This is a genomic window from Microbacterium sp. AR7-10 (assembly GCF_001878835.1).
Taxonomy (GTDB): domain Bacteria; phylum Actinomycetota; class Actinomycetes; order Actinomycetales; family Microbacteriaceae; genus Microbacterium; species Microbacterium commune.
Genome location: NZ_MJIR01000080.1, coordinates 63,900 through 84,036, shown reverse-complemented (window position 1 = coordinate 84,036; position 20,137 = coordinate 63,900). Strand labels below are relative to the sequence as shown.

The following is a 20,137-nucleotide window of genomic DNA, read 5'->3' as shown; positions in this document are numbered from 1 at the left end:
CAAGCACCGCTACGGCACGCCGCGCGGGCCCGTGGACGCGGCGCTGGCCGAAGGCAGAACCGTGCTGCTCGAGATCGACCTGCAGGGCGCCAGGCAGGTGCGGGCGGCCGAGCCGTCGGCATCCCTCGTCTTCCTGCTGCCCCCGAGCTGGGACGAGCTCGTGCAGCGTCTCGTCGGCCGAGGCACCGAGGATGCCGAGGAACGCACCCGTCGGCTGCGCACCGCGCGGGTGGAATTGGCCGCGCAGAACGAGTTCGATTACCTCGTCGTGAACGCCGACGTCGCCACGGCGGCCGAAGAGGTCGTAGAATTGGCCACAGACTCTGCGCGTCGCTCGGCTCCCTGAGCCCTCAGGTTGCGCGCCGCATCGATTTCGCGACAGCTCGTCACCCCCGACGCCACCGTCGCCTGACCAGGAGGTCCACCATGGCCGGACACAACAACGGCATCATCGACCCGCCCATCGACAACCTTCTCGAGCGCGTCTCGTCGAAGTACGAGCTCGTGATCTACGCGTCGAAGCGCGCGCGTCAGATCAACGACTACTACTCCGACCTGCACGAGGGGAACCTCTTCGACAACGTCGGCCCGCTCGTCGACTCGTCGGTCGAGGACAAGCCCCTCACGATCGCCCTGCACGAGATCAACGAGGACAAGCTGCGCATCCGTCACGCTGAGTGATCGCCTTCGCACTGTGAGCCGCCGACGTCCTCCTCAGGATGTCGGCGGCTTCATGCACACTGGCGTCGAGCCGTCACCGGCTCCGCCCCACGACCCCGCTTTGGAGCCCCGATGAGCGCGCTGCGCCTGTTCACGTCCGAGTCCGTCACCGAAGGACACCCCGACAAGATCTGCGACCAGATCTCCGACAGCATCCTCGACGGACTCCTCACGGTCGACCGCGACTCGCGCGTGGCGGTCGAGACGCTCGTCACGACCGGCCTGGTGCACGTCGCCGGTGAGATTCGCACCGAGGGCTACGTCGACATCCCGACGATCGTGCGCGACGTCGTGAACGGCATCGGCTACACCTCGAGCGACACCGGTTTCGACGGCTCGTCGTGCGGTGTCAGCATCTCGGTGGGCGAGCAGTCGACCGACATCGCGAACGGCGTCGACCAGGCTCAGGAGCAGCGCGACGGGGGATCGACCGATCCTCGCGATCTGCTCGGCGCGGGCGACCAGGGCATCATGTTCGGCTTCGCGACCAACGAGACCCCGCAGCTCATGCCGATGGCCGCGTGGACCGCGCACCGCATCGCCGAGCGCCTCACCGAGGTCCGCCGCTCCGGCGAGCTCGACTTCCTGCGTCCGGACGGGAAGACGCAGGTCACGCTCGGCTACGACGGCTTCACCCCGAAGACCGTCGACGCCGTCGTGCTGTCGACGCAACACCACCCCGACATCTCCCAGGACGAGCTGAAGCAGCTCGTGCGCGCCGTCGTCATCGACCCGGTCCTCGAGCAGACCGGCCTCGACCTCGCCGACGACCTGAAGTACTACATCAACCCCGCCGGTCCCTTCGTCACCGGCGGCCCGAAGGGCGACGCCGGTCTCACCGGCCGCAAGATCATCATCGACACGTACGGCGGCGCTGCCCGGCACGGCGGGGGCGCGTTCAGCGGCAAGGACCCGTCGAAGGTCGACCGCTCCGGCGCCTACGCGATGCGCTGGGTCGCCAAGAACGTCGTCGCAGCGGGTCTCGCCGACCGCGCCGAGGTGCAGGTCGCGTACGCCATCGGGGTCGCTCGTCCCGTCGGGCTCTACGTCGAGACCTTCGGCACCGGTCGTGTCTCGGACGAGACCATCACCGAGGCGATCTCGCAGGTGTTCGACCTGCGCCCGCAGGCCATCATCGAGGAGCTCGACCTGCTGCGCCCGATCTACGCGCAGACCGCCGCCTACGGGCACTTCGGACGCGAGCTGCCCGACTTCACCTGGGAGCGCACGGACCGCGCCGACGACCTGCGTCGCGCCGCCGGCCTCTGAGGCCGTCGTGTCAGAGGCTCGTCCCACGCGGGCGGCGCCCAGCGCGGGGGAGGGGCGGCGCATCGCGCGGGTGCTGATCGACTCGCCGCTGCCGCAGCTGGACCGGCTGTTCGACTACGCGCTGCCGGAGACGCTCGGCGAGGTCCTGCCGGGCGTGCGCATCAAGGCACCGCTGCGCACCGCGGGTCGCGTCGTCGACGGGTTCATCGTCGAGATCGACGTCGAGCCCGATGCCACCCGCACGCTCTCCGAGATCGAGAGCGTCGTCTCGCCGACGGTGGTCATGCCCGACCGCCTGTACCGTCTCGCGCGACGCGCGGCGGATCGCGCCGCGGGCTCGGCATCCGACGTCCTGCGACTCGCCATCCCGAAACGGCAGGTGCGGGTCGAGAAGGCGTGGACGCCGGTCGAGGAGACGATCGAGGTCGATCCGGATGCCGTGACCCGCGCGCACGAGGTCATCACGCGCTACGAGGGCCTGGCGGAGGTGCTCGCGCAGTCGGGCCGGGCGGCCGTCGAGGCGATCCCGGTGCAGAGCGGCTCGGAGCCGGGATGGGCGACGCTGCTGGCCTCCGCCGCCGCCCGGGAACTCGCGGACGGCAGATCGAGCATCCTGGTGGTGCCCGACTACCGCGACCAGGAGCTGCTGCTCGCGGCGCTCGAGAAGCTCGTGCCCGCAGCGGCGATCGCACGCCATGACGCGAGGCAGACGAACCCCGACCGCTACCGCGCATTCCTGCGGACGCTCGACGAGGCGCCCTGCGTCGTGGTCGGCAACCGCTCGGCGGTCTACTCACCGGCTCGCGCCGCGCTCGTCGCGATCTGGGACGACTCCGACCCGCTGCTCGCCGAACCGCTCGCGCCGTACGTGCATGCCCGCGACGCGGCCCTGCTCCGGCAGGAGCAGGAGGGCAGCGCGCTGCTGCTCGTCGCGCACACCCGCTCGACCGACGTGGAGCGTCTCGTGCAGCACTCCTGGCTGCGCGAGATCACCGCGTCGCGCCGCGTGATCCCGAACGTGCGGCTGAGCACCCCGCAGGAGCTCGAGCGCACGATCAGCCAGCGGGTGCCCTCGAGCGCCTTCGCCACCGCACGCGCCGCAGCCGCAGACGGCCCCGTGCTGGTGCAGGTCGCCCGCCCCGGGTTCGCCCCGACCCTCGTCTGCGCCTCCTGCCGGCATCCCGCCCGGTGCCGGGAGTGCGGCGGGCCGCTCGGCGCCCGACGCCGGGGCGCCGTTCCGGTGTGCGGGTGGTGCGGGCGCTCCGCGCACTCCTGGCGCTGCGTTGAGTGCTCGTCCGACCAGGTGCAGCTGGCATCATCGGGCACGGAGCGCACCGCCGACGAGCTGGGCCGCGCGTTCCCCGGCGTGCGGGTGATCGTCTCCGACGGTGCGCACGCGGTGCAGCACGTCGACGGTCGTCCGGCGCTGGTCGTCGCCACCCGCGGTGCCGAGCCGGTCGCCGACGGAGGCTACCGGGCAGTCATCCTGCTCGACGGCGCACGCATGCTGCAGGCACCCGAGCTGCGGATCGGCGAGTCGTGCCTGCGCTGGTGGGCGAACGCCGCCGCCCTCGCCGCCCCCGGAGCACCCGTGCACCTCGTCGGCGTAGACGGTCCCGTGGCCCGCGCTCTCGCCACCTGGTCGGCCGCCGCGTACGCCCGTTCCGAGCTGGAGGCGCGGATGCCGCTGCACATGCCCCCGACGGCCCGGTTCGCGCAGCTCGAGGGGATCCCGGCCTCGGTGCGCGGGGCGCTCGATGCGCTCGGCGGCATCGGCATCCCGGCGGACGCCGTGCTCGGACCCGTGCCGATCGACGAGGAGGGTCGCGTGCGCGCACTCGTGCGCTTCCCGTACGCCGCCGGCCAGGAGGTAGCCGACACGCTGCGCGCCAGCGTCGTCGCCGATGCCGCGCAGAGCCGGCGCGGCCGTGGGCGCCAGCGGATCCCCCTCTCGGTGCATCTCGATATCCTCGAACCCGACATCTGATCACCCGAACCAGCTCGACCGACCGGAGAACCTTCCATGCGCCTCGTGTTCGCAGGCACCCCCGCCGTCGCCGTACCGACCCTGCGCGCCCTCGCCGCACAGCACGAGATCGCGGCCGTCGTCACTCGCCCCGACGCCCCGCTGGGGCGCAGGCGCGTGCTGACCCCGTCGCCGGTCGCCGCGGCCGCCGAGCAGCTCGGACTGCGCGTCATCAAGACCGCGCGACTCGACGATGAGGCGACCGCCCAGATCGCCGCTCTCGACGCCGAGCTCGGCGTGATCGTCGCCTACGGCGGCATCGTGCGCGAACCGCTGCTGTCGACGCCGGAGAAGGGCTGGATCAACCTGCACTTCTCGCTGCTGCCGCGCTGGCGCGGCGCCGCACCGGTGCAGCGGGCGCTGATCGGGGGCGACGCCGAACTGGGCGTCGCCGTGTTCCAGCTCGTGCCCGCACTCGACGCCGGGGACGTCTTCGCCATGCGCTCCGTCGCCGTGCCGGACGACGCCACGGCTGACGTCGCTCTCGACCTGCTCGCGGAGGACGGGGCCTCGCTCACCGCCGACGTCGTCGCCGGGATCGCCGCCGGGACGGCCCAGGCGCACCCGCAGGAGGGAGAGCCGACCCTCGCCCCGAAGCTCACCCTCGACGACGGCGCGATCGACTGGAGCGCACCACTCGACGAGGTGTACGCGCGCTACCGGGGCGTCACCCCCGAACCCGGCGCGCACACGACACTCGCCGGGGCCAGGCTGAAGATCCTCGGTGCGGCGCCGGCGCCGATCGACGCACCGCACCTCGACCCCGGCCTGCTGCACGGCACCAAGACCGCCGTGTTCATCGGCACGGGCACGACCCCGCTCGCGGTCACCCGCGTGCAGCCGGCGGGCAAGGGAGCGATGGATGCCGCGGACTGGTGGCGCGGGATGCGCGATGCCGGAACAGTGAGGCTCGGATCGTGACCGCGCCGAAGATCCAGGCCGCCCGCTGGGTCGCCTACGACGTGCTCCGCGCCGTATCGGACGACGACGCGTATGCCAACCTGCTGCTGCCGAAGCTGATCGTCGAAGCGAACCTGAATCCGCAGGATGCCGGGCTCGCCACCGAGCTCGCATACGGCACCCTGCGTCGCCGCGGCACCTACGACGCGATCATCGCGGAGGCGGCCGGCCGGCCCGTCGAGCAGATCGACCCCGCGGTGCTCGACGCCCTGCGCCTCGGCACCCACCAGCTGCTCTCCACGCGCGTCGCCGCCCACGCGGCGGTGAACGAATCCGTGTCGCTGGTCGCCGCCGAGGCCGGGCGAGGGGCGTCCGGGTTCGCGAACGCCGTGCTGCGCCGGATCGGGCGGGACGACGCCGAGACCTGGCAGCAGCGGATCGAAGCCGGCGCACGCTCGGACGACGAGCGTCTCGCGCTGCGCACCGCACATCCCGTGTGGGTGATCCGCGCCCTCCGCCGCGCCCTCGCCGCCGAGGGCCGAGCGGACGAGCTGGACGCTCTGCTGGCGTCCGACAACGATGCGCCCGAGGTCACCCTCGCCGCGCTCCCCGGTCTCGCCGAGGCGGGCACCCCACGGCGCCCGTACGCGTCCACCGCGTTCGGGTCGCCGNNCGGCGACCCGCGCCGGGTGATCTCCGACTCCGGCGGCACCGTCCGCGTGCAGGACGAGGGCTCGCAGCTCGTCGCGCTGGCGTTGGCCGCAGCGGCGCCGGTGCGCGCGGGGGAGCGGTGGCTGGATCTGTGTGCGGGGCCGGGCGGGAAGACGGCCATGCTGGCCGCGCTCGCGCTCGAATCGGGAGCTGAGCTCGAGGCGAACGAGGTCGTTCCCGCTCGCGCCGGGCTCGTGCGGCATGCCGTGCGTCCCCTGCCGATCGACGTGCCCGTGCACGAGCAGGACGGCCGCGTGTTCGCGGCACAGCATCCGGCGTCCTTCGACCGGATCCTCGTCGATGCGCCCTGCACCGGTCTCGGTGCGCTGCGCCGGCGCCCGGAGGCCCGCTGGCGCAAGTCGCCGGAGGACGTCGCCGAGCTCGTGGAGCTGCAGATGCAGCTGCTCGACGCCGCCGTCGACGCGGTGAAGCCCGGCGGGATCGTCGGCTACGCGACCTGCTCGCCGCATCTGGCGGAGACGACGGGCATCGTCGCCGAGATCCTGCGCCGTCGCGACGACATCGTCGAGCTCGACGCGCGTGAGGTGATGACCGGCATCTCCCGGACGCCCATCGATCTGGCCCCGCGCGGCGACGGCCCCGGCGCCGGCAGCGCGCAGCTGTGGCCGCACCGGCACGGCACCGACGCCATGTTCCTCGCGCTGCTGCAGCGCACCGATCCGGAAAGGACCACCTCGTGACCCTCCCCGCCGCACCGCGCATCAATCCGAGCATCCTCGCCGCGGATTTCGCGAACATGCAGACCGAGCTCGCCCGCATCGCGACCGCCGACTTCGCGCATGTGGACGTGATGGACAACCATTTCGTCCCCAACCTCACCTTCGGCCCGCAGATGGTGGAGCGGATCCAGGCGACCAGCCCCATCCCGCTCGACGTGCACCTGATGATCGACGACCCCGACCGGTGGGCACCGGGCTATGCCGACCTGGGAGCCGCGAGCGTGACCTTCCACCTCGAGGCCGCCGCCGACCCGGTGGCCCTCGCGCGGCGCCTGCGTGCGATCGGGTCACGTGCGGGCATCGCGATCAAGCCGGGAACGGCGGGGGAGTCGCTGTACGACATCCTCGACGAGTTCGACCAGATCCTCGTGATGACGGTCGAGCCCGGGTTCGGCGGCCAGGGCTTCATGCCCGAGACGATGCCGAAGCTGCGCGCTCTGCACGACGAGGCGCGCAGGCGCGGATCCGACGTCTGGCTGCAGGTCGACGGCGGCATCTCGGACGACACGATCGCCCAGGCCGCGGCCGCGGGCGCTGACACGTTCGTCGCGGGATCGGCGGTCTACGGCGCCCGCGACATCGAGGCCGCGGTCATCGGTCTTCGCGAGCGCGCGCGAGCGGCTAGCCTGGAATCGTGAAGACATTCGACGAACTGTTCGCCGAGCTCAGCGCCACCGCGCTCGAGCGACCCGAGGGATCGGGTACCGTCGCACAGCTGGATCGCGGAGTGCATGCGATCGGCAAGAAGATCGTCGAGGAGGCGGCCGAGGTCTGGATGGCCGCCGAGTACGAGTCGAACGACGAGGCCGCCGAGGAGATCTCCCAGCTGCTGTACCACCTGCAGGTGATGATGCTGGCCAAGGGCCTGAGCCTGGAGGACGTCTACCGACATCTGTGAGCGAGGCTCAGACCACCGTTCACCAGAGACGAAAGACATCCATGCTGCGCATCGCCGTTCCGAACAAGGGCTCGCTCTCCGAGACAGCCGCCGAGATGCTGGCGGAGGCCGGATACACCGGTCGCCGTGACCCCAAGACCCTGCACGTCATCGACGCCGACAGCGGCGTCGAGTTCTTCTACCTCCGCCCGCGCGACATCGCGACCTACGTGGCATCCGGCGCGCTCGACGTCGGCATCACCGGTCGCGATCTGCTGCGCGACGTCCGGCAGGACGACGCGAGGGAGATCGAGCAGCTGGGCTTCGCCCGCTCGACCTTCCGGTTCGCCGCCCCTCCCGGCAGATACGCGACCATCGAGGACCTCGAGGGCGTCCGCGTCGCCTCCGCCTACCCCGGCCTGGTCGACGACTTCCTGCGCGAGAACGGCGTGACGGCGCAGCTCGTCCCTCTCGACGGCGCGGTCGAATCCGCCGTGCAGCTGGGCGTGGCCGACGTGATCGCGGACGTCGTCGAGACCGGCACGACGCTGCGTCAGGCCGGCCTCGAGATCTTCGGGCCGATCATCATCCAGTCCGAGGCGGTGCTGATCAGCCGCCCGGGCGACGCTCCGGGAACCGACCGACTGCTGCGCCGCCTGCGTGGGGTGATGGTCGCCCGGCAGTACGTGCTGCTCGACTACGACCTGCCCGCCCACCTCGTCGATCAGGCCGTCGAGATCGCGGGGGGCCGCGAGTCGCCGACCATCTCGCCGCTGCGCGACCCCGCGTGGGTGGCCGTGCGGGTGATGGTGCCCCGCAAGGGCGTGAACCAGGTGATGGACGACCTGTACGCGCTGGGCGCGCGGGCGATCCTCGTCACCGCGATCGACGCGGCGAGGCTCTGATGACGCTCGCGGCCCGGGTCATCCCCTGCCTCGACGTCGCGGCGGGGCGCGTGGTGAAGGGCGTGAACTTCCAGAACCTGCGCGACATGGGCGACCCGGTGGAGCTCGCCGCCCACTACGCGGCGCAGGGCGCGGATGAGATCACCTTCCTCGACGTCACCGCCACGGTCGATGCCAGAGCGACGACGTACGACGTCGTGCAGCGCACGGCCGAGAACGTGTTCGTGCCGCTGACCGTCGGCGGCGGCGTGCGCAGCGTCGACGATGTCGCTCGTCTGCTTTCCGTCGGAGCGGACAAGGTCGGGGTCAACTCCGCCGCGATCGCCCGCCCGGCGCTGATCGACGAGATCGCCGACCGCTTCGGCGCACAGGTGCTCGTGCTCTCACTCGACGTGAAGCGCGCCGCGACGACGCCCTCCGGCTTCGTCGTCACCACGCACGGCGGACGCACCGAGACGACCCTCGACGCCCTCGACTGGGCCCGGGAGGCGATCGAGCGCGGAGCGGGCGAGCTGCTGGTCAACTCGATCGACGCCGACGGCACGAAGGACGGCTTCGACCTCGAGCTGGTGCGCCTGATGCGCGAGGTGTCGGCCGTTCCCGTGATCGCGTCCGGGGGAGCGGGAGATGTGGGCGACTTCGCCCCCGCGATCGCCGCAGGGGCGGATGCCGTGCTCGCCGCGAGCGTGTTCCACAGCGGGCAGCTCACGATCGGCGAGGTCAAGGACGCGCTGCGGGAGGCCGGGGTGGTGGTGCGATGACGTCGCCCGATCTCACACGGATCGCCTGGAACGATGCCGGGCTCGCCCCGGTGATCGTGCAGCAGCACGACACCAGGGACGTCCTCATGCTGGCGTGGATGGACGCCGAGGCGCTGCAGCGCACGCTGACCGGCGGCCGCGCTGTGTACTGGTCGCGATCGCGTCAGGAGTACTGGCGCAAAGGCGACACCTCGGGCAACACCCAGCGGGTGGTGAGCGTCGCGCTCGACTGCGATGCGGACACCATCCTGTTGCAGGTCGATCAGCAGGGCCCCGCCTGCCACACGGGCACGAGCACCTGCTTCGACGGGCGCGAACTCGGTTTCGCCCCGGTGCAGGAGGAGGTCTGATGGTGCGTCGTGCGCGCATGCTGGCGGTGCTGTCGTTCCTGCTCGCGGGAGCGATCGGCATCATCTCGTCCACCCAGACCTGGCTCGTCGTCGAGAGATCGGATGCTGCGGAGCCGCTGCTCATCGTCGGAGCCGATGCGCTCACCCTCCTCGCACCGCTGTCGCTCGCTGTGCTGGCGCTCGGGGCGGCCCTCTCCATCGCCGGCATCGCGCTGCGATACGTCTTCGCGGTGCTCGCGGCGGGCGCGGCGATCATCCTGGTCATGGGCACGACGACGCTGCTGTTCGGCCCGCCCCGCAGTGTGGCTGCCAAGGCGGTGGCGGAGGCGACCGGACTCAGCGGCGACGCCGCTCTCTACGACATCGTCGACGCGATCCTGCCGACAGGCTGGCCTGCGATCGCCCTGGCGGCTTGGGTGCTCCTGCTGCTGGCATCCGCCTTCGTGTGCGCCACCGCGCCCGGCTGGAAGTCGGGTGGGCGCCGCTACCGGTCGGCGTCCGAAGCCGAACACCGCGAAACAGGACCGCAGGACGCCGTCGATTCGTGGGACGAGCTGTCGCACGGCACCGACCCGACGGACTCCGCCCGGTAGACTGTCAGCATCGCCTAGCCACCCGGAGGAGAACATGACCAACCCGATCGCCGACCCCGGCCACGGACACTCGCCTGCTGCCTGGACCGCCGTCGTGATCATGCTCGTCGGCTTCACCGCCGGTACGGTCTTCTTCTGCCTGAACCAGCCCATCGCGGTGTGGGTCTGCGCCGCCGTCATCGTGATCGGCGCGATCGTCGGCTGGGCGATGGCGAAGGCCGGCTGGGGTGTGAAGGGCCCGAAGTACGCACCGAAGGCGCACTGATGGTCCTCGCCGACCTGACGGCCGGCGCCGTGGAGGATGCCGAGCGTCGCGCAGTCTCCCGCCCGCTCGCCGATGTCGAGCGTGCGGCCGCAGCGCGAACCCCGGCCCGCGATGTGCTCGACGCGCTCGCCCCGGCGGACCGGGTGAAGATCATCGCCGAGGTCAAGCGCGCCAGCCCGTCTCGCGGGGCCCTCGCCGAGATCCCCGACCCCGCGCTGCAGGCCTCGCTCTACGAGCAGGGTGGCGCGTCGGCGATCAGCGTGCTGACCGAGGAGCGTCGCTTCGGCGGCAGCCTCGCTGATCTCGAGGCGGTCACCGCGCGCGTATCCGTGCCGGTTCTGCGCAAGGACTTCGTCGCCACGCCCTACCAGGTCTTCGAGGCGCGCGCCGCGGGCGCGGATCTCGTGCTGCTCATCGTCGCCGGGCTGTCACGCACCGTGCTCACCGAGCTGCACGGTCTCATCACCGATCTCGGCATGACGCCCCTCGTCGAGACGCACTCCGCCGAGGAGCTCGAGGTCGCGATCGATCTGGGCGCACACCTCATCGGAGTCAACGCCCGCAACCTGCACACCCTCGAGCTGGACCGCGACCTGTTCGCCCGGCTCTCCGACCGTATCCCCGACTCTGCGATCCGGATCGCCGAGTCCGCCGTCCTGCAGCCCGCCGACGTCACGCGGTACCGGGATGCCGGCGCCGACGTGGTGCTCATCGGCGAGGCGCTGGTCACCGGCGACCCGGTCGCCACCCTCAACGCATTCCTCGCCGCCGGAGACACACCGGTGCGCGGCAGAACGGAGACCAAGTGCGGTGCACTGAGCGAGCGGAGCGAGACGAAGTGAGTCTGCGCGATCAGCACGGGCCGTTCTTCGGCGAGTTCGGCGGGCGGTACATGCCCGAATCGCTCGTCGCCGCGATCGACGAGCTCGCCGCCGCCTACGAGGACGCGATAGCCGACCCGGCCTTCCGCGCCGAGCTCGCGACGCTGCTGCACTCCTACGCGGGACGTCCGTCGCCCATCACGGAGGTGCCGCGATTCGCCGAGCACGCCGGCGGAGCGCGCGTGTTCCTCAAGCGGGAGGACCTCAACCACACCGGCTCGCACAAGATCAACAACGTGCTCGGACAGGCGCTGCTGACCAGGCGGCTCGGCAAGACCCGGGTGATCGCCGAGACGGGCGCGGGTCAGCATGGCGTGGCGACCGCGACGGCGGCCGCGCTGTTCGGCCTCGACTGCACGATCTACATGGGCGAGGTCGACACCGAGCGTCAGGCGCTCAACGTCGCGCGCATGCGCCTGCTCGGCGCCGAGGTGGTGGCTGTGACCACGGGCTCGCGAACGCTGAAGGATGCCATCAACGACGCCTACCGCGACTGGGTGGCGAGCGTGGAGACGACCAACTACATCTTCGGCACGGCGGCGGGACCACACCCGTTCCCCGCCATGGTGCGCGACTTCCAGAAGATCATCGGCGAAGAGGCTCGTGAGCAGCTGCTCGCCGAGGCCGGTCGACTCCCCGACGCCGTCGTCGCCTGCGTGGGCGGCGGCTCGAACGCCATCGGCATGTTCGACGCCTTCCTCGACGATCAGGACGTGAAGCTGTACGGCGTCGAGGCGGCCGGCGACGGTGTCGACACGCCCCGCCACGCGGCATCGATCGGTCGCGGGCGGCCCGGCGTACTGCACGGCGCGAAGACCTTCGTGCTCCAGGACGAAGACGGCCAGACCGTGGAATCGCACTCGATCTCCGCAGGTCTGGACTACCCGGGGGTCGGTCCCGAGCACTCGTGGCTCAGCGCGATCGGTCGCGCCGAGTACATCCCCGCGACCGACGACGAGGCCATGCAGGCTCTGCGTCTGCTCAGCAGGACGGAGGGCATCATCCCCGCGATCGAGTCCGCCCACGCGCTGGCGGGCGCCCTGCGCATCGGCCGCGAGCTCGGCTCCGACGGACTCATCGCAATCTGCCTGTCGGGCCGTGGCGACAAGGACATGGACACGGCTGCGCGGTACTTCGAGCTGTACGACGCCTCGGCGCGCGACGTTGAGGAGAACGCAGAGTGAGTCGCGTCGAGGATGCCATCCGCAAGGCGCACGAGGCCGGACGAGGCGCGTTCATCGGCTACCTGCCGGTGGGCTACCCGGATCTGGACACGAGCATCCAGGCCGCCCTCACCCTCGCACGCAACGGCGTGGACATCATCGAGCTCGGCCCGCCCTACTCCGACCCGGTGATGGACGGCGCGGTGATCCAGGAGGCGACGCAGCACGCGCTCGCCAACGGGTTCCGGATGCGCGATCTCTTCACCGCGGTCAAGGCGATCACCGACCAGACCGACGTTCCCGTGGTCGTGATGACCTACTGGAATCCCGTGATGCAGTACGGCGTCGACCGCTACGCCGACGACCTGCTCGCCGCGGGTGGGGCGGGCCTGATCACGCCCGACATCACCCCGGAGTCGGCAGGGGAGTGGATCGACGCCAGCGTGCGCACCGGCCTCGACCGGATCTTCCTCGCGGCACCGACCTCGAGCGACGAGCGACTCGACCTGGTGCTCTCCTCGTCCACCGGCTTCGTGTACACGGTGTCGACCATGGGGATCACGGGCGAGCGTACCGAGCTCGACCGCGCGGCGCGTACTCTCGTCGAGCGCATGCGGGCCCGCGGTGACGTGCACGCGTGCGTGGGCATCGGCATCTCGAACGCCGATCAGATCGCCGGCGTCGTCGAATACGCCGACGGCGCCATCGTCGGCACGGCCCTCGTCAAGGCGCTCCGCGACGGCGGACTCGACGCCCTCGCCAAAACCACCAGAACCCTCGCCGGCGGTACGCCGACGACGCGATACTAGGATCTCTCTCATGCCCCTCGCGCCTTTCAGCAGCTTCTCCGTCGTGCCCGCGAGCATCCCGAGCCCACCGGAGAGCAGCTTCCAGATCGGCCCGCTGACGATCCACTACTACGCGCTGTGCATCATCGCGGGCATCATCGCCGCGGTGCTGCTGACCAACCACCGCCTCACGAAGCGGGGCGCCGAGAAGTGGGTCGTGATCGACATCGCGATCGTCGCCGTTCCCCTCGGCATCATCGGTGCGCGGATCTTCCACGTGCTCACCCACCCGAACTTCTACTTCGGTCCCGGCAGGAACCCGTGGAACCCGTTCGAGTACGGCTCGGTGTGGGCGATCTGGGAGGGCGGCATCGCGATCTTCGGCGCGCTTCTGGGCGGCGCCGTCGGCGCGTGGATCGGATGCCGCTGGACCGGCATCCGGTTCTGGACGTTCGCCGACGCTCTGGCGCCCGGCATCCTGCTCGCGCAGGCGATGGGCCGTTTCGGCAACTGGTTCAACCACGAGCTCTTCGGTCTGCCGACCGACGTCCCCTGGGGGCTCGAGATCGAGTCGACCAACTCGGCGTTCCCCGCGGGACTCGCCGAGGGCACGCTGTTCCACCCCACCTTCCTCTACGAGGTGCTCTGGAACGGTCTGGGCGTGCTGGTGCTGCTGTGGCTCGGTCGCACGGTGTTCTTCCAGTGGGGCCGCCTGTTCGCGGTCTACCTCATCTGGTACAGCGCCGGGCGCATCGTGTGGGAGTCGATCCGCATCGATCCGAGCGAGGTGCTGTTCGGTCTTCGCAGCAACGTCTGGGCTGCGATCCTCGGCGTGCTCGTCGGCATCGTCATCCTCATCGTGCAGACCCGTCGCCACCCGGGTGTCGAGCCGTCGCCCTACGTGCGCGGTCGGGAACCCGAGATCGCCGATGTAGACTCACAGGACAATTCCTCCGACTTCGTCGACGTGAGCGAGCCTCCCGTCCCGGCCGAAGCCAACTAGGAGCCATCGCCACAAGCACTGCTCCCGTCACGTGAGGGTCCGCTCGGGCTCTCCTTCCGCGCGAGAGATCGCACTGAACGCACGGGCCGATGATGTCCCCGGGTTCACCTGAAATCTGAGGACGGTGACTGGTGTACTTCCAGCCTCCCTACGGCGCCTCCGGCGCCTACCCCCCGAAGCAGGGTCTGTACAACCCCGCCCACGAGAAGGATGCCTGCGGCCTGGCCATGGTCGCGACGCTCCGCGGGGAACCCGGCCATGACATCATCGCGCTGGCGCTCGAGGCGCTGCGCAACCTGGAACACCGCGGTGCGATCGGCTCCGATGCCGGCACCGGCGATGGCGCCGGCATCCTCACCCAGATGCCGGATGCGTTCCTCCGAGAGGTCGTCTCCTTCGATCTCCCCCCTGCAGGCGAGTACGCCGCAGGCCTCGCGTTCCTCCCCCGGGAGTCGAGCGCCCGCCGTGAGCAGAAGGCCGGCATCGAGCGCATCGCCGCCGCCGAGGGGCTGGACGTGCTCGGGTGGCGAGTCGTTCCCACCGCGAATGAGCACCTCGGCCAGCTCGCCGACGAAGCCCGCCCGGCCTTCGAGCAGCTCTTCATCAGCATTCCCGGCGCCCGCGGCGGCTCGCCGCTGACCCTCGACCGGTTCGCCTACCGGCTGCGCAAGCGCGCCGAGCACGAGCTCGGCGCCTACTTCGTCTCGCTGTCGTGCCGCACGCTCGGCTACAAGGGCATGCTGACCACCCTGCAGCTGGAGCCGTTCTACCCCGATCTGCAGGATGAGCGCTTCGCCTCCGAGCTCGCGGTCGTGCACTCCCGCTATTCGACGAACACGTTCCCGTCGTGGCCGCTCGCGCAGCCGCTGCGCATGCTGGCGCACAACGGCGAGATCAACACGGTCGGCGGCAACCGCAACTGGATGCGCGCGCGACAGTCGCAGCTGCACTCCGATCTGCTGGGCGACATCCGTCCGCTCCTGCCGATCTGCAGCGACAGCGCGAGCGACTCCGCGTCCTTCGACGAGGTGCTCGAGCTGCTGACCCTCACCGGGCGCAGCCTGCCGCACGCGATCATGATGATGGTGCCGGAGGCGTGGGAGAAGCAGTCCGACATCGCGCCGGATCTGCGCGCCTTCTACGAGTTCCACGACATCCAGATGGAGCCCTGGGACGGTCCGGCCGCCCTCATCTTCACCGACGGCAGCCAGGTGGGAGCGACCCTCGACCGCAACGGTCTGCGCCCCGGACGGTGGACGGAGACGGTCGACGGACTGGTCGTCATCGGCAGCGAGACCGGGGTGCTCGAGTTCGAGCCCGAGCGGATCAAGCGGCGCGGACGGCTGCGTCCCGGTCACCTGTTCCTCGTCGACACCGCGCAGCGCCGCATCATCGAGGACGCGGAGGTCAAGAGCGAGCTCGCGGCACTGCATCCGTGGCAGGACTGGCTGGATGCCGGTGCTGTGCGACTCGCGGACCTCCCGGAGCGCGAGCACATCGTGCATCCCGCCGCATCCATCACCCGCCGCCAGCGCACCTTCGGCTATACCGAGGAGGAGGTGCGGGTGCTGCTCACCCCGATGGGGCAGACCGGCGCCGAGCCGCTCGGCGCGATGGGCAGCGACACGCCGATCGCGGTGCTCAGCGACCGGCCGCGCCTGCTGTTCGACTACTTCGTGCAGCAGTTCGCGCAGGTGACCAACCCGCCGCTCGATGCGATCCGCGAAGAGGTCGTGACCAGTCTGCGGCTCGGCCTCGGACCGCAGCTCAACCTCCTGGAGTGGGGTCCGGAGCACGCGCGCACGGTGAGCCTCGACTTCCCGGTCATCGACAACGACGAGCTCGCGAAGATCAAGCACGTCGACCGCGCGCTGCCCGGCCGGCGCAGCGCGACCATCTCCGGCCTCTACCACTTCGATGCGGGCCCGCAGTCGCTGCCCGAGCGGCTCGAGGCCATGTGCGCCGAAGCCGACGCGGCGATCGAGCGCGGCGCGGAGTTCCTGATCCTCTCCGACCGGGACTCCGACAAGGACCGCGTGCCGATCCCGTCGCTGCTGATGGTCTCGGCCGTGCACCACCACCTGATCCGCCGTGAGACGCGCATGCGCGTCGGCCTGATCGTGGAGGCCGGGGATGTGCGCGAGGTGCACCACGTCGCCGCGCTGATCGGCTACGGCGCCGCGGCGGTGAACCCCTATCTCGCCATGGAGACGGTGGAGCATCTCGTGCGCACCGGGTTCATCACGGGGATCACACCCGACGAGGCCGTGCACAACCTCATCCACGCGCTGGGCAAGGGCGTGCTGAAGATCATGTCGAAGATGGGTATCTCCACCGTCTCGTCCTACGCGGGAGCGCAGGTGTTCGAGGCGATCGGCCTCAGCCAGGAGTTCGTCGACCGCTACTTCACGGGCACCGAGACGAAGCTCGGCGGCATCGGCATCGCCGACGTCTTCGCCGAGAACCAGAGGCGGCACGACTACGCCTACCCGCAGGACGCCGCACCGCGGGCGCACGAGCGTCTCTGGACGGGCGGCGAGTACCAGTGGCGGCGAGACGGCTCGCCGCACCTGTTCAACCCCGAGACGGTGTTCCGGCTGCAGCACGCCACCCGCACCCGCCGCTACGACATCTTCCGCGAGTACACCCGTCTGGTCGACGACCAGGCTCGCGAGCTGAAGACGCTGCGCGGACTGTTCGAGCTGCGCACCGGCGAGCGGCCGCCGGTGCCCCTCGACGAGGTCGAGCCGGTGAGCGCGATCGTGAAGCGGTTCTCGACCGGAGCAATGAGCTACGGGTCGATCTCGCAGGAGGCGCACGAGACCCTCGCGATCGCGATGAACCGCCTCGGCGCGAAGTCGAACACGGGCGAGGGCGGTGAGGACCCGGAGCGTCTCACCGACCCCGAGCGCCGCAGCGCGATCAAGCAGGTCGCATCCGGCCGATTCGGCGTGACGAGTCAGTACCTCACCGAGGCCGACGACCTGCAGATCAAGCTCGCCCAGGGCGCCAAGCCCGGAGAGGGCGGGCAGCTGCCGCCGCAGAAGGTCTACCCGTGGGTGGCTCGCACACGGCACGCCACCCCGGGTGTCGGGCTGATCTCCCCGCCGCCGCACCACGACATCTACTCGATCGAAGACCTCAAGCAGCTGATCTTCGACCTGAAGCGCGCCAACCCGACGGCGCGGATCCACACCAAGCTGGTGAGCCAGTCGGGCATCGGCGCGGTCGCGGCCGGCGTCGCGAAGGCGCTCAGCGACGTCGTGCTCGTCTCGGGACACGACGGCGGCACGGGTGCGAGCCCGCTGAACTCGCTGAAGCATGCCGGCACGCCGTGGGAGCTGGGCCTCGCCGAGGTGCAGCAGACTCTCATGCTCAACGGCATGCGCGACCGCGTGGTGGTGCAGGTCGACGGGCAGCTGAAGACCGGACGCGACGTGATCATCGGCGCGCTGCTGGGCGCGGAGGAGTTCGGCTTCGCCACCGCGCCGCTGGTCGTCAGCGGCTGCATCCTGATGCGGGTGTGCCACCTCGACACCTGCCCGGTGGGCGTGGCGACGCAGAACCCGGTGCTGCGGCAGCGCTTCACCGGCAAGCCGGAGTTCGTGATCAACTTCATGGAGTTCATCGCCGAGGAGGTGCGCGAGCTGCTCGCCGCGCTCGGATTCCGCTCGATCGACGAGATCATCGGCCGGCACGACCTGCTGCGCACCGATCCCGCGGTGCGGCACTGGAAGACGGAGGGCCTCGATCTCGCGCCGATCCTCGAGGGTCCGGCGTTCCCCGCCGGGGAGCCCAGGCGCAGCGCTCGGGCGCAGGATCACGAGCTCGAGAAGCACTTCGACGCGGCGCTGCTGGCGCATGCGACCGAAGCCATCGACAGCGCGCTGCCGGTCGTCATCGAGCTGCCGATCCGCAACACCGAGCGCGCCGTCGGCACGATGCTCGGCCATCACGTGACGGCCCGGCACGGGGCGGCGGGGCTTCCGCGCGGAACGATCGACATCACCCTGCACGGCACCGCGGGACAATCCCTCGGCGCGTTCCTGCCGCCGGGCATCGTGCTGCGACTCGAGGGCGACGCGAACGACTACGTCGGCAAGGGCCTCTCGGGCGGAGACGTCACCATCCGTCCGGCCCGGGATGCCCGGTTCGAGCCGCATCGCAACGTGATCGCGGGCAACGTGATCGGCTACGGGGCGACCAGCGGCAGCATGTACATCTCCGGGGTGGTGGGGGAGCGGTTCCTGGTCCGCAACTCCGGGGCGACCGCGGTCGTCGAAGGCGTCGGGGATCACGCTCTGGAGTACATGACGGGCGGCGTCGCGGTCATCCTCGGCGACACCGGCCGCAACCTCGGCGCCGGGATGTCCGGCGGGGTCGCGTATGTGCGCGGGCTCAGCGAGGCGCGGGTGAACAGCCAGGCGCTGCAGAGCGGCGAGCTGCTGCTCACGGCGCTCGAGCGCGACGATGCGGAGGTGCTGCGCGAGCTGCTCGTCGAGCACGTCGAGCGGACGGCCTCACCGCTGGCATCCGCTCTCCTGGACGACTTCGAGAGCGTCATCAACGAATTCACGAAGGTGCTGCCGCGGGATTACGCGGCTGTGCGCACCATGCGCCAGGAGGCGGAGGCCGCGGGGATCGACCCCGACGGCGATGTCGTCTGGGACCGGATCCTGGAGGTGACCGGTGGCTGACCCCAAGGGCTTTCTGAAGACGACCGAACGCGAGCTGCCGCCCCGGCGGCCGGTGCCGGTGCGGATCATGGACTGGAAAGAGGTCTACGAGCCGGGCGACCGGGCCGTTCTGAAGCGTCAGGCGAGCAGGTGCATGGACTGCGGTGTGCCGTTCTGCCACTCCGGATGCCCGCTGGGCAACCTCATCCCGGAGTGGAACGACCTGACCTGGCGCGGCGCCGACCGCGCGGCGATCGAGCGGCTGCACGCGACGAACAACTTCCCCGAGTTCACCGGCAGGCTGTGCCCGGCGCCGTGCGAGAGCGCGTGCGTGCTCGGCATCAACCAGCCGGCGGTCACGATCAAGCAGATCGAGGTCTCGATCATCGACGAGGCGTTCGAGAACGGGTGGGTCGAGCCGCAGCCGCCGCAGCGTCTCACCGGCCGCACGGTCGCGGTGGTCGGGTCGGGACCCGCCGGTCTCGCCGCGGCCCAGCAGCTCACCCGCGCCGGGCACACGGTGGTCGTGTTCGAGCGGGATGACCGGATCGGCGGGCTGCTGCGCTACGGCATCCCGGACTTCAAGATGGAGAAGCGCCACCTCGACGCGCGCCTGCAGCAGATGCAGGAGGAGGGCACCCGCTTCCGCCCCGGCGTGGAGATCGGGCGGGATCTGTCGTGGGACGAGCTGCGCGGCCGCTACGACGCGGTGCTGATCGCCACGGGGGCCACGGTGCCGCGCGACCTGCCCATCCCCGGTCGCGACCTCGACGGCGTGCACTTCGCGATGGACTATCTCGTGCCGTCGAACCGCGTCGGTGCGGGTGACGAGGTCGCCGGTCAGATCACCGCGGCCGGCAAGCATGTCGTCGTGATCGGCGGCGGTGACACCGGCGCCGACTGCATCGGAACCGCGCACCGTCACGGCGCGCGCAGCGTGACCAACCTCGCGATCGGAAAGCAGCCCGCAACGGTGCGATCCGAAGACCAGCCGTGGCCGACCATGCCCACACTGTTCGAGGTGCAGTCCGCGCACGAGGAGGGCGGTGAGCGCACGTACCTGGCCTCCACCGTGGAGTTCCTGGGCGACTCGGAGGGGCGCGTGCGTGCCGTGCGCGTCGCGGAGACCGAGTACGTGGACGGCCGGCGCGTGCCGCGCGGCGGCACCGAGCGGGAGATCCCGGCCGAGCTCGTGCTCATCGCCATGGGGTTCACCGGCCCCGAGACGGCGTCGTACGGCGGAGACACCGTGCCGGTGGTGACCGACCGCGGCAACCTGCAGCGCGACGGCGAGTACGCCACCGCCGTGCCCGGCGTGTTCGTGGCCGGCGACGCTGGACGCGGGCAGTCCCTCATCGTGTGGGCGATCGCCGAAGGCCGCTCGGCGGCCGCGGCGATCGACAGGCACCTGATGGGTGCCACGGTGCTGCCCGCCCCGGTCGCGGTCACAGATGTCGCGTTCAGCGTTCAGCCCGCGTAGGCTGAGCGCGGCAACGTCGCCATGTTGAT

19 protein-coding genes and 1 pseudogene are annotated in these 20,137 nt (G+C 70.8%); all 20 read left to right on the top strand.

The window, feature by feature from the left end:
- Window positions 1-346 (top strand): guanylate kinase (locus BFN01_RS11490; protein ID WP_371261032.1); only part of this gene is annotated, 346 nt, incomplete at its 5' end.
- Between the two features lie 80 nt (window positions 347-426).
- Window positions 427-681 carry a DNA-directed RNA polymerase subunit omega gene (gene rpoZ / locus BFN01_RS11485; RefSeq protein WP_071644481.1) on the top strand — a complete coding sequence of 85 codons (255 nt, stop codon included), beginning with the start codon at window positions 427-429 and terminating at the stop codon, window positions 679-681.
- Between the two features lie 111 nt (window positions 682-792).
- Window positions 793-1,989, top strand: a complete 1,197-nt coding sequence (gene metK, locus BFN01_RS11480; protein WP_071644480.1) for a methionine adenosyltransferase — start codon at window positions 793-795, stop codon at window positions 1,987-1,989.
- Between the two features lie 7 nt (window positions 1,990-1,996).
- Window positions 1,997-3,976, top strand: a complete 1,980-nt coding sequence (locus BFN01_RS11475) for a primosomal protein N' (RefSeq protein ID WP_177243858.1) — start codon at window positions 1,997-1,999, stop codon at window positions 3,974-3,976.
- A 36-nt stretch (window positions 3,977-4,012) separates the two neighbouring features.
- Complete coding sequence (gene fmt / locus BFN01_RS11470) at window positions 4,013-4,936, top strand: methionyl-tRNA formyltransferase (RefSeq protein ID WP_071644479.1); 924 nt, start codon at window positions 4,013-4,015, stop codon at window positions 4,934-4,936.
- A gap of 11 nt (window positions 4,937-4,947) precedes the next feature.
- Window positions 4,948-5,586 (top strand): annotated as a pseudogene (locus tag BFN01_RS15895) (transcription antitermination factor NusB); the annotation flags it as partial.
- Between the two features lie 2 nt (window positions 5,587-5,588).
- The coding region (locus BFN01_RS15890) for an RsmB/NOP family class I SAM-dependent RNA methyltransferase (protein ID WP_256221129.1) at window positions 5,589-6,327 on the top strand (739 nt) is incomplete at its 5' end.
- Window positions 6,324-7,004, top strand: coding sequence for a ribulose-phosphate 3-epimerase (gene rpe, locus BFN01_RS11460; RefSeq protein ID WP_071644478.1), 681 nt, complete (start codon window positions 6,324-6,326; stop codon window positions 7,002-7,004). The genes BFN01_RS15890 and rpe, both read left to right, overlap by 4 nt.
- On the top strand, window positions 7,001-7,264 hold the full coding sequence (locus BFN01_RS11455) for a phosphoribosyl-ATP diphosphatase (protein ID WP_071644477.1): 264 nt from the start codon (window positions 7,001-7,003) through the stop codon (window positions 7,262-7,264). The genes rpe and BFN01_RS11455 overlap by 4 nt, the downstream gene beginning before the upstream one ends.
- 41 nt (window positions 7,265-7,305) lie before the next feature.
- The gene (gene hisG, locus BFN01_RS11450) at window positions 7,306-8,148 is read left to right on the top strand and encodes an ATP phosphoribosyltransferase (RefSeq protein ID WP_071644476.1); all 843 of its coding nucleotides are present in this window, start codon (window positions 7,306-7,308) and stop codon (window positions 8,146-8,148) included.
- Window positions 8,148-8,909 carry an imidazole glycerol phosphate synthase subunit HisF gene (hisF, locus tag BFN01_RS11445; RefSeq protein WP_071644475.1) on the top strand — a complete coding sequence of 254 codons (762 nt, stop codon included), beginning with the start codon at window positions 8,148-8,150 and terminating at the stop codon, window positions 8,907-8,909. The genes hisG and hisF overlap by 1 nt, the downstream gene beginning before the upstream one ends.
- A complete protein-coding gene (hisI, locus tag BFN01_RS11440) occupies window positions 8,906-9,259 on the top strand; it encodes a phosphoribosyl-AMP cyclohydrolase (RefSeq protein ID WP_071644474.1) in 354 nt (117 codons plus the stop codon). Before hisF ends, hisI begins: the two co-directional genes overlap by 4 nt.
- Entirely contained in the window at window positions 9,259-9,852 is a 594-nt protein-coding gene (locus BFN01_RS11435) for a Trp biosynthesis-associated membrane protein (protein WP_071644473.1), read from the top strand. Before hisI ends, BFN01_RS11435 begins: the two co-directional genes overlap by 1 nt.
- Window positions 9,853-9,886: 34 nt before the next feature.
- On the top strand, window positions 9,887-10,117 hold the full coding sequence (locus BFN01_RS11430; protein ID WP_071644472.1) for an HGxxPAAW family protein: 231 nt from the start codon (window positions 9,887-9,889) through the stop codon (window positions 10,115-10,117).
- Window positions 10,117-10,959 (top strand): indole-3-glycerol phosphate synthase TrpC, encoded by an 843-nt coding sequence (gene trpC, locus BFN01_RS11425; protein WP_083428787.1) that lies wholly within the window; start codon window positions 10,117-10,119, stop codon window positions 10,957-10,959. The genes BFN01_RS11430 and trpC overlap by 1 nt, the downstream gene beginning before the upstream one ends.
- The gene (trpB, locus tag BFN01_RS11420; RefSeq protein ID WP_071644471.1) at window positions 10,956-12,182 is read left to right on the top strand and encodes a tryptophan synthase subunit beta; all 1,227 of its coding nucleotides are present in this window, start codon (window positions 10,956-10,958) and stop codon (window positions 12,180-12,182) included. Before trpC ends, trpB begins: the two co-directional genes overlap by 4 nt.
- On the top strand, window positions 12,179-12,970 hold the full coding sequence (gene trpA, locus BFN01_RS11415; protein ID WP_071644470.1) for a tryptophan synthase subunit alpha: 792 nt from the start codon (window positions 12,179-12,181) through the stop codon (window positions 12,968-12,970). Before trpB ends, trpA begins: the two co-directional genes overlap by 4 nt.
- 10 nt (window positions 12,971-12,980) lie before the next feature.
- The gene (lgt, locus tag BFN01_RS11410; RefSeq protein WP_071644469.1) at window positions 12,981-13,952 is read left to right on the top strand and encodes a prolipoprotein diacylglyceryl transferase; all 972 of its coding nucleotides are present in this window, start codon (window positions 12,981-12,983) and stop codon (window positions 13,950-13,952) included.
- Between the two features lie 131 nt (window positions 13,953-14,083).
- Window positions 14,084-18,649, top strand: a complete 4,566-nt coding sequence (gene gltB / locus BFN01_RS11405; RefSeq protein ID WP_071644468.1) for a glutamate synthase large subunit — start codon at window positions 14,084-14,086, stop codon at window positions 18,647-18,649.
- Window positions 18,642-20,108, top strand: a complete 1,467-nt coding sequence (locus BFN01_RS11400) for a glutamate synthase subunit beta (RefSeq protein WP_071644467.1) — start codon at window positions 18,642-18,644, stop codon at window positions 20,106-20,108. The genes gltB and BFN01_RS11400 overlap by 8 nt, the downstream gene beginning before the upstream one ends.
- Window positions 20,109-20,137 lie beyond the last annotated feature (29 nt).

What these genes read in the sequence shown, in the direction of transcription:
- hisG (WP_071644476.1), top strand. Translation starts at nt 7,306, where the DNA reads ATGCTGCGCATCGCCGTTCCGAACAAGGGCTCGCTCTCCGAGACAGCC.
- lgt (WP_071644469.1), top strand. Translation starts at nt 12,981, where the DNA reads ATGCCCCTCGCGCCTTTCAGCAGCTTCTCCGTCGTGCCCGCGAGCATC.
- rpoZ (WP_071644481.1), top strand. Translation starts at nt 427, where the DNA reads ATGGCCGGACACAACAACGGCATCATCGACCCGCCCATCGACAACCTT.
- metK (WP_071644480.1), top strand. Translation starts at nt 793, where the DNA reads ATGAGCGCGCTGCGCCTGTTCACGTCCGAGTCCGTCACCGAAGGACAC.
- BFN01_RS11435 (WP_071644473.1), top strand. Translation starts at nt 9,259, where the DNA reads ATGGTGCGTCGTGCGCGCATGCTGGCGGTGCTGTCGTTCCTGCTCGCG.
- BFN01_RS11430 (WP_071644472.1), top strand. Translation starts at nt 9,887, where the DNA reads ATGACCAACCCGATCGCCGACCCCGGCCACGGACACTCGCCTGCTGCC.
- hisI (WP_071644474.1), top strand. Translation starts at nt 8,906, where the DNA reads ATGACGTCGCCCGATCTCACACGGATCGCCTGGAACGATGCCGGGCTC.
- trpC (WP_083428787.1), top strand. Translation starts at nt 10,117, where the DNA reads ATGGTCCTCGCCGACCTGACGGCCGGCGCCGTGGAGGATGCCGAGCGT.
- fmt (WP_071644479.1), top strand. Translation starts at nt 4,013, where the DNA reads ATGCGCCTCGTGTTCGCAGGCACCCCCGCCGTCGCCGTACCGACCCTG.
- hisF (WP_071644475.1), top strand. Translation starts at nt 8,148, where the DNA reads ATGACGCTCGCGGCCCGGGTCATCCCCTGCCTCGACGTCGCGGCGGGG.